The organism is Chryseobacterium sp. Marseille-Q8038, assembly GCF_965111995.1.
The window spans coordinates 1,844,742-1,857,832 of record NZ_CBCOPN010000002.1 but is presented as its reverse complement, the minus strand read 5'-3'; the positions used below and the strand labels follow the sequence as shown (position 1 = coordinate 1,857,832).

The following is a 13,091-nucleotide window of genomic DNA, read 5'->3' as shown; positions in this document are numbered from 1 at the left end:
TAGAAATACATAAGACCTTTCAAATTATTGAAAGGTCTTTTCTTTTATAATTAATACCTTTGAAGGATGAATATCGAACGTATCAGACAGCCATTTATTGAAAATTTCCCTGGTGATTTTTCCAACAATTCCATGCAGAGAAATACCCCTAAGGTTTTATTTGCCACCATTAAACCTGCCGGCTTTGACAAACCAGAACTGATTGCTTTTAATGAAGTTTTATCAGAGGAAATAGGCTTAGGAAAATATAATGATAAAGATCTGGATTTTCTGGTTGGAAATAATCTTCCGGAAAACGTTCAAACCTATGCCACAGCTTATGCAGGACACCAATTTGGAAACTGGGCCGGGCAGCTGGGAGATGGAAGAGCCATCCTTGCTGGTGAGATTATCAGTGAGACAGGAAAAAAGACAGAAATCCAATGGAAAGGAGCCGGAGCCACTCCTTACTCAAGACATGCCGACGGAAGAGCCGTATTAAGGTCTTCTGTACGTGAATACCTTATGAGTGAGGCAATGTATCACTTGGGTGTTCCCACAACAAGAGCATTGAGTCTGGCTTTTACCGGAGAAGAGGTAATGCGCGATATCATGTATAATGGAAATCCAGCGTTAGAAAAAGGAGCCGTTGTTATCAGAACTGCTGAAAGTTTTTTACGTTTCGGACATTTTGAACTGATGTCTGCTCAAAGAGAGTACAACAGCCTTCAGGAGCTTGCCGACTTTACCATTGAAAACTATTACCCGGAAATTACAGCAACTGACAGCAAGAAATACAGAGACTTTTTTGAAAATATCTGCACCCGGACTGCCAACTTAATCGTTGAATGGTTCAGAGTAGGTTTTGTACATGGAGTGATGAACACAGATAATATGTCAGTTCTCGGATTAACGATTGATTATGGCCCTTATTCTATGATGGATGAATATGATTTGAATTTCACCCCCAATACGACAGATCTTCCGGGAAGAAGATATGCATTCGGAAAACAGGGACAGATCGCACAATGGAATCTTTGGCAGCTTGCGAATGCCCTTCACCCGTTAATCAAAGATGAAAAATTCTTAGAAGACACTTTAAATAATTTCGGCACTTACTTCTGGAAAGCTCATGACCAAATGCTTTGTAAAAAATTCGGTTTTGATCAGCTTCAAAAAGAGGATGAAGAATTTTTCACTAACTGGCAAGGTCTTATGCAGGAACTTCAGCTGGATTACACCCTATTTTTCAATCAACTGGAAAAAATAACCCAGAACACCAATATATCAGAACATTTTAAAGAAGTCTCTTATATTATGTTGAATGAAGAAAAACGGGAAAAACTCAATAGTTTTATCAAAAGCTATGAAGCAAGAATCGCTTTAAACTCAATTTCGGGAGAAGACTCTTTAGAGATGATGAAAAAAGCTAACCCCAAATTTATCCTCCGAAACTATCTTCTTTATGAGTGTATTGAAGAAATCAGTAACGGCAAAAAAGAAATGCTTGAAAAACTGACCAGAGCCCTAGAAAATCCATATCAGGAAATATACCCCGAGTTCTCGGCCAAAAGACCAGCCGGATATGATGACACAGCCGGATGTTCCACTCTTTCATGCAGTTCGTAATTAATAATTTTTTATAAAAAATCAAAAAACGTGTAATTATTTTCATTTTTTTATTACATTTACTGACAACTTTAAACGTAAACCAAATGAAAACAAAATTACTATTCATTTTTCTAGTCTCTTCTATACTTGGGAATGCACAGATTCTCACAGAGACTTTTCAGGGCACGACATTTCCTCCAACAGGATGGACAACCGGAACAAATGTGGCTTCAAGACCTTGGGGATTTACCACAACCATATTTAATGCAACCGGACAAGCAACATTTAATATCACAGGAGGAAAATCCGCAGGGATCGGATGGATTGCTCAGGCACAAGATGCTCATTTAACAAGTCCTTCTTTCAGTTTAGTAGGAACAACAAGTCCCGTACTTAAGTTCAACGCTAAAATAGGATACGAATACATGGTTGATCCTAATCCTAACGGAGACCTAAAAGTAGAAGTTTCCACAGATGGAGGTACTACATGGACTCAGGTATGGGTGGAAGAAAACTATGGATTATTTGTTGATTATGAAACTCTGGCAATTACTGTGAGCTTGTCTTCATATGCAGGGCAGGCAAATGTTAAAGTAAGATTTCATTATGTAGCCAATGATGCAGACAGTCTTTCAATAGATGATGTGCAGGTTTTGGCAAGTGCTACATTAGCAACTCAGGAAAACAATGCTAAAGTAAAAGGTATTACGGATATCTATCCAAACCCAACGAGAGGAGAAATCAATATAAAAACAGACAAAAAAATCAAATCTGCTACAGTATTTGATGCAAGTGGAAAATCTCTGCTTAACAACAATTCTGAGAGATTGGATATTTCTTCACTTCCAAAAGGAATCTATCTGTTAAAAGTAGACTTCTCGGATGGAACTTCCAAAACAGAAAAAGTAATCAAACAATAAGAACCTTTATACAAACTTTTAGAACCACCAATTTTGGTGGTTTTTTTATTTTACTTTTGCAAAAAATTTGACACGTGTCTTATATCAAAACAAAAATCATCAATTTTTTCAAATTAGTTTTCCCTTCCACTTATACAGAAATGGCAGTATTCCTGTTTTTTATGATCTGTTATGGAATTCTGGGATCTTATATTGCTCTTCATTACCGGATTATTTTTGACAGCAGAATTCCGTGGGATGCTTATTTCAGTTTTGATAATAAATCGATCCTGATGACAGGAGGAAGCTTTGAAAGACACCCATTATCCTACTATTTTTTTAATTGGGTAAGAGAATTTTCATTATTTATTTCCGGAGGAAAAATGGATGCCAATTTCAGGCTCACCCTGGCATGGCTCAGCAACCTGATCATCACATTGAATATTATTCAGGTTTTCAAATATTTAAAGAACATCATTAACCTTCCTTTATGGCTAAGCATTGTAATCATTCTGTTCTTTGGTGCTTTTTCAACCAATATTATTTTGTCATTTACTCCAGAGAATTTCACCTATACCCTATTTTTACTCTCACTATACAATCACTATGCAGCTATAAAATTAAGGGAAGAAGAAAAAACTCCTGCTGCAGCATTATCACTGGCGGGGATAACCATCGGAGGACTTACGATTACCAACTTTGTAAAAGTTTTCATTCCTCTTCTTTTTGAGAAAGATCTTTTCAGAAGCTGGAAAAAATTCGGAAATGCAGCATTCAGGGTAATCGTTTCAGTGATCTGCTTTGTGCTTCTTTATTTGAACAGAATTGATTTTAAATACCAAAATATCTTTTCAAAAACAAACCAACAATATGAAAAGTTCTCAAATGTAGAATCCATGCCGACATGGGACATGATTCTTTCATTCTTTTTCGGAGGGAATATTCTTTTCCCGGGATTTATTATGTCTGACAAACATAATATGAAAGGATTTAACTTCAAAGGACTTTATATGAACCTCTATTCATCAGCTTTTCCGTATCTTTTCATAGCCTTATTATTGATACTGATAAGTTGGAGTTATATTAAAAATTTTAAGAATAAATGGGTTCAGGTAATCGCTATTTCGTTTCTGGTTGACATCATGATCCACTGTGTAATGAGGTTTGGACTTCACACTTCCTATATCTATGGAGGACATTTTGTTTTTGTCTACCCTCTTCTTTTAGGATGGCTCTTTTTTGCCTACAGATCCTCTCCGAAAATCATGGCATTTTTAACATTCACGCTGGTGATATTATTTACCTATCTGCTGGTTAATAATATATTCAGAATGACTGAATTTTTCTGGTTTATGGAAAACTATTACCGATAAAAAAAGCTGAGAAAAATTTCTCAGCTTTCTGTTTTTATTTTGAAATAAATTACTCCTATTTTGCCTCCGCACAGAAAATTCTGTACTGTACTGCTACAGCAGATTTAAAGTATTCTCTGATTCTGGAAAGATCACTGGCAGCGCTTTGTTTTGTGAAATAACTTCCGGCTAAAATTTTGTAATTAGGTCTTAAAGACGCATCCGTTTCCACTTTCAGATTAGGGAATCTTTTTCTGAAATACGACTTCACCTCATTAGCCTCTTCATTGCTTTTCACTGTCGTAATCTGAATTTTGAACCCTAAAATTCTAGGATTTTTTCTACAAATCTCCGCATTGGTAAGTTCTCTGCTCGGCACAAAGATCTTAGGAGGTTTTGTGTTGATTCCCGTAGAAATTCCACTATCATTGTTGCTAAAATCTTTAGAGGAATTTGTAGGGGCAACTTTCGCACATTTACTTTCAACTCCTTCCAAAGCAGCGTTAATTTTAGAATCCATCGTTATGACAAGCTCCGTTCCCGATAGGGTATCTTTTTTAACAACCTGCTGTGCTTCAATATTATAAAATCCAAATAATGATAATATCGAAAATATTTTGATTAGATTTCTCATTTAAACTTGTTTCCGCAAATTTATACAAATTAAAAAACTATACCAAACTGGTTATTTAGAATCAATACAAATTAAACGTAAATGATATTTTCCCTTTTCGATATACCGTTAAATTCCTGTTAAAAATATTATTTTTGCGGAATTGATTGAATGTTCAATAATTTACTAACATAAGATAATTTAAATGATTAGTTGGAGAAAGCATTATAAAAAAACGTTGATCGCAATAGGCTTATTGCTATCAACCAGTGCTTCATTTTACGGGCAAGACGGCGATCCTAAAAACGGAGAGAAACTTTTCAAAGCGAATTGTACTGCATGTCACGCGCTGGACAAACAAGTTGTAGGACCACCATTAAAAGGGGTTGTAGAACGTGTAAAGACAGAAGGTGGTGTAGACAAAGATTGGCTTCACAAGTGGATCAAAGACAACAAAGCTCTAAGAGCTTCTGGGGATAAATACGCCAATGAGATTTTTGAAAAGTTTAACAAGACTGAAATGCAGGTCTTTCCAAATCTTACAGATAAGGATATTGACGACATTTTAGCTTTCACAACTAATCCTCCCGCTCCGGAGGAGAAAAAGCCGGAAGCAACTCCTGCAACTGACGCTACTGCGGCAGCACCTGCAGACAAAACTACAACAAACGTTGTCATCATTTCACTTTTAGCGATTGCAGGTTTACTGGTTTGGATCTTGGTTAAACTAAGACAATTGGTAACTTTAGGTCAATCCGAAGAATTAGCAGGACTTAATGAAACAAGAGTTCGTTCTTTCAGCGAAATGTATGAGAAGTTCCACTTCATTGGTAAAGGGTTATTGGCAATTCTTGCTATTTTAGCCGCTTACGGAGTATGGAACTGGTTAATGTGGATCGGGGTTTACAAAGGGTACAAACCTGAGCAGCCTATCTACTTCTCTCACAAAATCCACGCTGGAGAACAGAAAATTGACTGTCAGTTATGTCACTCTAGTGCTAAATACGGAAAAGTATCTGAGATCCCTTCTATGAACGTTTGTATGAACTGTCACAGAACAATTTCTGAATACAACGCAGATCACTACATGGAGCCAGGAAAAGACAAGGCATTCTATGACGGAGAAATCCAGAAGATCTACGCTGCAACAGGTTGGGATCCTGCAAAACAACAGTACACAGGAAAAACACAGCCGGTTGAATGGACAAGAATCCACAACATGCCAGATTTCGTTTACTTCAACCACTCTCAGCACGTAATTGCTGGAGAACAAGCGATCATCAATTCTTTCAACAAAAAGAATCCTAACAACAAAATTGATGTTGTATGTAAAGCTTGTCACGGTAAAATTGACACAATGAATGTTGTTCAGATGGCTAACGACTTTACTATGGGATGGTGTATCGAGTGCCACAGAACAACTGAAGTTGATATGAACAACGGTTATAATAAAGAGTACTTCAAAAATCTACATGACAAGTTGAAAAAACAATATCCACAAGATGGAGGTAAGATCACTGTAGATGCAATTGGAGGTCTTGAGTGTGGTAAATGTCATTATTAATAACTAAAAAATTAGAAGTATAAATGGCTTCAAACAAAATACAATTCAGAAGTATTCATGAACTTAAAGATCCAGCTTTGAATAATAAGCTGGCTCAGAAAGAGTTTCAGGAAGAAATTCCGGTAGAAGATTTCCTTGGAGATGCTGAGACAAACGGATCAAGTACTTCAAGAAGAGATTTCCTTAAATTACTAGGATTCTCTACAGCAGCAGTAACATTAGCTGCCTGCGAAGCTCCGGTAATCAAAACGATTCCTTATGTGGTAAAGCCGCATGATATTATTCCGGGAATCCCTAACTATTACGCTTCAACATATTTTGATGGTTTCGATTTCGCTAGTGTTTTAGTAAAAACTAGAGAAGGTAGACCCATTAAGATTGAACCAAACCCGGCTGGTGGTGACTTAGGTAAAACTAATGCAAGAGCTCAGGCAAGTGTACTTTCTCTTTATGATAACGATAAAGTAAAACAGCCTAAACTAGACGGTAAAGACGAAACTTTCGATAAAGTAGACAGTTTTGTAATCAAAGGTTTGGAAGAAGCTAAAGCGTCAGGCAAAAAGATTGTGGTTTTATCACACTCTTTTGCTTCGCCAACTTTCAAAAAGCTATTCGCTGAATTCAAAGCTAAATATCCTACAGCTGAACTGGTAACCTTCGATGCATATCCTTATGCTGCAGGACTAGATGCTGCTCAGGAAGTATTCGGACAAAGAGCATTACCTGTTTATGACCTTAACGGTTCTGAGTTGGTAGTTTCTTTCCAGGCTGATTTCTTAGGAGATTATAATGCATCCAGCTTAGAGTCTTCTTATGCAGCAGCTAGAAAACCAAGTGCAACCATGTTGAGACACATTCAAGTGGAATCTAACATGTCATTAACGGGTGCTAACGCTGACTCAAGATACAGATTAAAGCCAAGTGCAGTAAACAAAACATTAGTTGAAGTTTATAACGCAATCGTAGGTGGTGGTACTTCTGATAAGACTGCTACTGAAATTGCAAACGAATTGAAAGCAAAAGGAAGCAAAGCTGTTGTTTTTGCTGACGGTTCTAAAGGAGCACAGGTTTTAGCACACTTAATAAACCAAAAATTAGGTTCAGTAGCTTTCACTGGTAAAGCAAACTTCCTAAAAGAATTCAACGGTGCAAGATATCAGGAATTCCTAGGTTGGGTAAATGGTGGACAAGTTGGTGTATTAGTTACCAACAATGTAGATCCTATCTATGCTCATCCAAAAGGAGAAGACTTCAAAAAGTCTTTATCAAAAGTTCCTTATGTAATTGCTGTTGCTGATAAGAAAAATGAAATGTACAAAGCAGCGAAAGCTGTAATTCCGGTTGCTAACTGGTTAGAGTCTTGGGGAGATATCGAACCACAGACAGGAGTATATTCATTAATGCAGCCAACGATCCAGAAGATCTACAAATCAAGACAGATTGAAGAATCTCTATTGGTTTGGAAAAATGGTAAAAATAATGCGGCAAACAACTACTACGATTATTTAAAGGCAAGCTCTGCTTCACTTTTAGGTGGTACTTCTTTCAACAAAGCATTATATAACGGGATCAATGCTTCTACCAATTCAACAACATTATCTTACGCTGGTGGAAACGCGGCTCAGGCTGTTGCTGAATTAGGAAACTTCAAAGCTTCCGAATTAGAATTAGTATTATACACTACGACTTCAATGGGAGACGGAACTCAGGCAAACAACCCTTGGTTACAAGAGTTACCTGATCCAATCACTAGAATGTCTTGGGATAACTACTTGACAATTTCTCCAAAAGATGCAGAAAAGTTTGCGATCGATAACGACCTTAACGCGAGAATGCAGTTAGATGGTTCTATCGTAAACCTTACGGTAAACGGAGTTACAATAAAAGACGTTCCTGTATTCGTACAGCCAGGTCAAGCAGAAGGATCAGTAGGTCTTGCGCTTGGTTATGGTAAGAAAAACTCAGGAGCAACTGCTGATACAGGGGTAAATGCTTATCCTTTATTCGATGGTTCAAACCTTGTTCTTTCCGGAGTTAAAATCGAGAAGACAGGAGAAGATCACGAATTCGCAGGTATCCAGCTTCAAAATACATTAATGGGTCGTTACGAAATCGCGAAGGAAGTTCCTTTAGCTGAATTCATCAACGTACCATTTGATGACGAGCACAAAGGATGGAACAAGCCTTTGGAATACCACACAATCAGTGGAGCTCTTCCAGCAAGAAAAATTGACCTTTGGGATGCATTTGATGATACTGATGGTCCTCACTTCAACTTATCTATTGACTTGAACTCTTGTACAGGTTGTGGAGCATGTATTATTGCTTGTCAGGCTGAGAACAACGTTCCTGTAGTAGGTAAAGAAGAGGTAAGAATGTCTAGAGATATGTATTGGTTAAGAATTGACCGTTACTATTCTTCAAGACAAAAAGTAGAAGTATACGAAGGATTGAAAGAAGGAATGGCTGTACCAGAATTGTACGGTACCGCTTTCGGAGACGGAGGTGCATTAAACCACCCTGCAGATAATCCGGATGTAATCTTCCAACCTGTAATGTGTCAGCACTGTAACCACGCTCCATGTGAAACTGTATGTCCGGTAGCGGCTACTTCACACGGTAAGCAAGGTCAAAACCATATGGCTTACAACAGATGTATCGGTACAAGATATTGTGCAAACAACTGTCCGTACAAAGTAAGACGTTTCAACTGGTTTACTTATAACCTAAATGAGAAGTTCGATTTCAACATGAACAATGATTTAGGAAGAATGGTACTTAACCCAGACGTAGTTGTAAGAACTAGAGGGGTAATGGAGAAATGTTCAATGTGTATCCAAATGACTCAGAATACTATTCTTGAGGCTAAGAAAGAGGGAAGAAGAGTGAAGGATGGAGAATTCCAGACTGCTTGTTCTAAAGCTTGTTCTACTGGAGCAATGACATTTGGAGACATGAATGATAAAGATTCTTCTATTAGAAAGGTATATGCCTCTAACAGAAGATATTATTTACTAGAGGAGATCGGAACAAAACCAAACGTGTTCTATCACACTAAAGTAAGAAACAGAGTAGAAAAATAAAGTTTAAATAATAAATAGGTAAAAAATGTCAGGACATTACGAAGCTCCGATAAGGGAACCTCTAATTATTGGTCACAAAACTTATCACGATATTACAGAAGATATCGCACGACCTATCGAAGAAAGAGCAGGTAAATTATGGTGGATCTCATTATATGCTGCACTAGTTCTATTCCTCTATGGATTCGGCTGTATCGCTTACACTATCGGGACAGGTATTGGAGCATGGGGGCTTAACAGAACTATTAACTGGGGTTGGGATATTACCAACTTCGTATGGTGGGTAGGTATCGGTCACGCCGGGACCCTAATCTCCGCAGTATTATTATTATTTAGACAGAGATGGAGAATGTCTGTAAACAGATCTGCAGAGGCGATGACGATCTTTGCGGTTGTACAGGCAGCAATCTTCCCTGTAATCCACATGGGTAGAGTTTGGGTTGGATACTGGGTATTCCCTTTACCAAACCAGTTCGGTTCTCTTTGGGGGAACTTTAACTCTCCTCTACTTTGGGACGTATTTGCGATCTCGACGTATTTCTCAGTATCAACTGTATTCTGGTTCATGGGACTAATCCCTGACTTTGCAATGATCAGAGATAGAGCTAAAACTCCTTGGACTAAGAAAATTTATACATTCCTTGCATTCGGTTGGGGTGGTAAAGCAAAACACTGGCAAAGATTCGAAGAACTTTCTTTGGTTCTTGCAGGTTTGGCTACTCCACTTGTATTCTCAGTACACACTACCGTATCTTTTGACTTCGCAACTTCAGTTATTAAAGGATGGCACTCAACAATCTATCCTCCTTACTTCGTTGCTGGGGCGATCTTCTCAGGATTTGCAATGGTACAGACACTATTGTTAATTGCAAGAAAAGTGTGTCACTTAGAAGAATATATTACAATGTATCATATTGAAATTATGAACATCGTAATCGTTCTTACAGGGGGTATGGTAACTGTAGCTTATGCTACTGAATATTTCATCGGATGGTACTCAGGATCTAGATTTGAAGATTTCACATATCTTTCTCCAGGTGCTGCTGTAGGACCTTACTGGTGGGCATTCTGGTCATTGATCATCTGTAACCTTGTGGTTCCTGCTTCTTTCTGGTTCAAAAGACTTAGAACGAACATTATCTGGACATTCATTGTTGCATTAATCATCAACATCGGTATGTGGTTTGAGCGTTTTGATATCATCGTTATCAACCTTTCAAGAGACTACTTACCAGGATCATGGACAATGTTTAAGCCAACGATCATTGATGTGGGTGTATATTTAGGAACTATCGGATTCTTCTCTGTATTATTCTTATTGTACGCAAGAACATTCCCTGTAATTGCACAGGCTGAATTAAAATCGATTTTGAAAATCTCAGGTGAAACTTATAAAGCAAAAGAAGGAGATGAGCACCACTAAAATTGTATACGGACTTTATGCTGACGACGACGATTTAATGAACGGCGTTAAAGCATTCAACGATAAAGGAATCGCGATAAACGAAGTATATACTCCGTTTCCGGTTCACGGACTAGACAAGGCTTTAGGGTTAAAGAAAACAAGAATTTCTGATGCCGCATTCTTATATGCTCTTTACGGTGTTACTATCGGTGCTACTGTAACTTGGTATGTGATGAATCATGACTGGCCGCAGAATATCGGTGGTAAACCAGCTTTCGACTGGGCACACAACATGCCGGCATTCGTAGTTCCAATGTTCGAATTAATGGTATTCTGTGCTGCTCACATGATGTCTTTAACTTTCTTGGTTAGAAACAAAATGTATCCGGGAGCTCCAGCTCAGAACCCAGACCCGAGAACTACTGATGATAAATTCATGATGGAATTTGTAACTGAAGATGTAGAATCTGTAAAACAGTTGCTTATTGAAACTGGAGTTGAAGAAATAACTGTTAAAGACGCTTAAAATGAAAAAGAATGTATTAAAAATTACAGCAGTTTTAGGTTTAACAACAGTTTTACTTAACTCTTGCGGACCAAAGGAGAATACTCCGCTGGTATATTTCCCGGACATGTATTTTCCGGTAGCTTATGATCCATTGATGAAAGCTCAGGATGCTTATTCAGATCATGAAAATGAAATTCCTGCTTTTGTTAAAAATAGTGGTGCAACAGGTCTTTCTCCAGTAGAAGGATCAGTTGCTCAAAATAAAGATGGCGTTTTTGAAGAAAGCTTATTACCTAAAAATGTTGACGAGTACAACGCTGGGTATGAAGCTTCTAAAAAACTTACAGTATCTCCTCTAAACCCGGCTAATGCAGCTAAGGATATTGAAAGAGGAAAAATATTGTTTGATCACACTTGTGCGGCATGTCACGGAACAGGAGGTGATGGACAAGGACCTATCGTACAAAGTGGGGCATTCTCCGGAGTACCCAACTATGCAGACAGAGAAATTACTGTAGGATCTGTTCATTATGTATTAACAAACGGTAGAAATGCAATGGGATCTTATGCGGGACAACTGAACGCAGGAGACAGATGGAGAGTGGCATTGTATGTGATGAGTGCTTTCAAAAAAGGAGCAGCAGCACCGGCAGCAGCTACAGCGGCGGCACCAGCAACAACTGAAACGACTACCGAAACTAAAAAATAAGAAAAGAAATGTATAGTTTTTCACCAAAATTAAAATCAACTTCTATAATACTTCTTGTTGTAGGTTTAGTTCTTTTCGGTATTGGTTTCTTTTTGAACAAAGGAATTTCTACTGAGAAAATAGAACAAATGATGGAAGCTGTTCATGCTTCTGGTCATAATGCTCCTACACACTCAAGTGAAATGGTGGGACCACAGGATCACGCAGCTCATTTAGAGCATGCTGAGCTTCAGGTTCACAACCAGCCATTAGCATCGCTGCATTTTGTAGCTGTCTTTTTCTTTGGAGTAAGTTGCGCTGTACTGTTCTTCTACTGTATTCAGCACGCAGCTCACGCAGGATGGCCTATTATCATCACAAGAGTAATGGAGGCTATTGCTTCTTATATTCCTTACGGTGGTGCAATCCTGATTATCCTGATGATCTTAAACATCACTCATAATGGTCATTTATTCCATTGGATGGACCCTGAATTGACAAATCCAGAGTCTGCTCATTTTGACGTGATCCTATTTGAAAAGAAAAGATTCTTAAATATTCCTTTCTATGCAATCAGAACGTTCATCTATGTACTAGGTGCTTCTTTCTTCGCTTGGAAACTGAAAGCTCAGTCTAAAAAAGTAGACGAGACAAAATCAAAAGTAGAATATCAATTTCTTTACAGATGGGCAGTAGGATATATCGCATTCTTCGGATTTGCTTCTGCAGCTTGGGCTTGGGACTGGTTGATGTCTATTGACCCTCACTGGTACTCTACAATGTATATCTGGTATTCAATGGTTAGCTGCCTATCAAGTGGTATTGCTGTCATCATCTTATTAAGTGTTTATCTTAAGAAAAATGGTTTCTTACCACAGTTCAATGACAACCACTTACACGATTTAGGAGTTTTCCTTTTCGCTACAAGTATGCTTTGGACATATACATGGTTCGCTCAGTTCATGCTTTACTGGTATGCAAACGTTCCGGAAGAGGTTAACTACTTCTTCGGTAGATTCCAGCACTATGGTACTACGTTTTTACCAATGCTGATTGTTAACTTCTTATTACCGCTATTGGTATTAGTAAGCAGCAGCATCAAGAGAAACTACAAAGTAGTTACCACAATGGCAGTAGTAGTGATCTTAGGACACCTTTTAGATTACTTCAACATGGTAATGCCGGGAACGGTAGGACCATACTGGAACACTCCTGAAGTATTCTTGTTAATCCTAGGAGCAGTTCTATTCGTAGCAGGATTATTTATGTTTACTGTTCTTTCAGCTTTATCTAAACTGAAGTTGATTCCTACAGGAAACCCATTCTTACACGAATCTGAAATTTATGAGTATCCTTTCTAAGGACTTGTAACAAAATAAAAATATAAAA

The 13,091-nt window shown here is 38.0% G+C and carries 10 protein-coding genes; 9 read left to right on the top strand and 1 reads right to left on the bottom strand.

Going from position 1 to position 13,091, the window contains the following annotated elements:
• Nucleotides 1–66: 66 nt before the first annotated feature.
• The 3 genes from ACWPWS_RS22430 (at nt 67) to ACWPWS_RS22420 (ending at nt 3,862) form a co-directional block, all read left to right on the top strand.
• Complete coding sequence (locus tag ACWPWS_RS22430) at nt 67–1,608, top strand: protein adenylyltransferase SelO (RefSeq protein ID WP_454047973.1); 1,542 nt, start codon at nt 67–69, stop codon at nt 1,606–1,608.
• An 86-nt stretch (nt 1,609–1,694) separates the two neighbouring features.
• On the top strand, nt 1,695–2,510 hold the full coding sequence (locus ACWPWS_RS22425; RefSeq protein WP_454047972.1) for a T9SS type A sorting domain-containing protein: 816 nt from the start codon (nt 1,695–1,697) through the stop codon (nt 2,508–2,510).
• 74 nt (nt 2,511–2,584) lie between these two features.
• Nucleotides 2,585–3,862 carry a DUF6080 domain-containing protein gene (locus tag ACWPWS_RS22420; protein WP_454047971.1) on the top strand — a complete coding sequence of 426 codons (1,278 nt, stop codon included), beginning with the start codon at nt 2,585–2,587 and terminating at the stop codon, nt 3,860–3,862.
• Nucleotides 3,863–3,917: 55 nt separating this feature from the next.
• Here ACWPWS_RS22420 and ACWPWS_RS22415 read toward each other — a convergent pair whose 3' ends face one another.
• A complete protein-coding gene (locus ACWPWS_RS22415; RefSeq protein WP_454047970.1) occupies nt 3,918–4,475 on the bottom strand; it encodes an SPOR domain-containing protein in 558 nt (185 codons plus the stop codon).
• A 184-nt stretch (nt 4,476–4,659) separates the two neighbouring features.
• Between ACWPWS_RS22415 and ACWPWS_RS22410 the strand changes: the two genes are divergently transcribed.
• The 6 genes from ACWPWS_RS22410 to ACWPWS_RS22385 are packed head-to-tail and all read left to right on the top strand — an operon-like array spanning nt 4,660 to nt 13,063.
• Nucleotides 4,660–6,018, top strand: a complete 1,359-nt coding sequence (locus tag ACWPWS_RS22410) for a c-type cytochrome (protein ID WP_105683096.1) — start codon at nt 4,660–4,662, stop codon at nt 6,016–6,018.
• Nucleotides 6,019–6,041: 23 nt separating this feature from the next.
• Nucleotides 6,042–9,101 carry a TAT-variant-translocated molybdopterin oxidoreductase gene (locus tag ACWPWS_RS22405; protein WP_309511773.1) on the top strand — a complete coding sequence of 1,020 codons (3,060 nt, stop codon included), beginning with the start codon at nt 6,042–6,044 and terminating at the stop codon, nt 9,099–9,101.
• Nucleotides 9,102–9,126: 25 nt separating this feature from the next.
• The gene (gene nrfD / locus ACWPWS_RS22400) at nt 9,127–10,524 is read left to right on the top strand and encodes an NrfD/PsrC family molybdoenzyme membrane anchor subunit (RefSeq protein WP_047380200.1); all 1,398 of its coding nucleotides are present in this window, start codon (nt 9,127–9,129) and stop codon (nt 10,522–10,524) included.
• Nucleotides 10,511–11,032 (top strand): DUF3341 domain-containing protein, encoded by a 522-nt coding sequence (locus ACWPWS_RS22395; protein WP_047376185.1) that lies wholly within the window; start codon nt 10,511–10,513, stop codon nt 11,030–11,032. The genes nrfD and ACWPWS_RS22395 overlap by 14 nt, the downstream gene beginning before the upstream one ends.
• A gap of 1 nt (nt 11,033) precedes the next feature.
• On the top strand, nt 11,034–11,723 hold the full coding sequence (locus ACWPWS_RS22390) for a c-type cytochrome (protein WP_105683094.1): 690 nt from the start codon (nt 11,034–11,036) through the stop codon (nt 11,721–11,723).
• Between the two features lie 8 nt (nt 11,724–11,731).
• Nucleotides 11,732–13,063, top strand: coding sequence for a quinol:cytochrome C oxidoreductase (locus tag ACWPWS_RS22385; protein ID WP_105683093.1), 1,332 nt, complete (start codon nt 11,732–11,734; stop codon nt 13,061–13,063).
• Nucleotides 13,064–13,091: the final 28 nt, after the last annotated feature.

Coding starts and splice junctions, on each gene's coding strand:
- ACWPWS_RS22410 (WP_105683096.1), top strand. CDS start 4,660: ATGATTAGTTGGAGAAAGCATTATAAAAAAACGTTGATCGCAATAGGC.
- ACWPWS_RS22430 (WP_454047973.1), top strand. CDS start 67: ATGAATATCGAACGTATCAGACAGCCATTTATTGAAAATTTCCCTGGT.
- nrfD (WP_047380200.1), top strand. CDS start 9,127: ATGTCAGGACATTACGAAGCTCCGATAAGGGAACCTCTAATTATTGGT.
- ACWPWS_RS22395 (WP_047376185.1), top strand. CDS start 10,511: ATGAGCACCACTAAAATTGTATACGGACTTTATGCTGACGACGACGAT.
- ACWPWS_RS22425 (WP_454047972.1), top strand. CDS start 1,695: ATGAAAACAAAATTACTATTCATTTTTCTAGTCTCTTCTATACTTGGG.
- ACWPWS_RS22385 (WP_105683093.1), top strand. CDS start 11,732: ATGTATAGTTTTTCACCAAAATTAAAATCAACTTCTATAATACTTCTT.
- ACWPWS_RS22415 (WP_454047970.1), bottom strand. CDS start 4,475: ATGAGAAATCTAATCAAAATATTTTCGATATTATCATTATTTGGATTT.
- ACWPWS_RS22405 (WP_309511773.1), top strand. CDS start 6,042: ATGGCTTCAAACAAAATACAATTCAGAAGTATTCATGAACTTAAAGAT.
- ACWPWS_RS22390 (WP_105683094.1), top strand. CDS start 11,034: ATGAAAAAGAATGTATTAAAAATTACAGCAGTTTTAGGTTTAACAACA.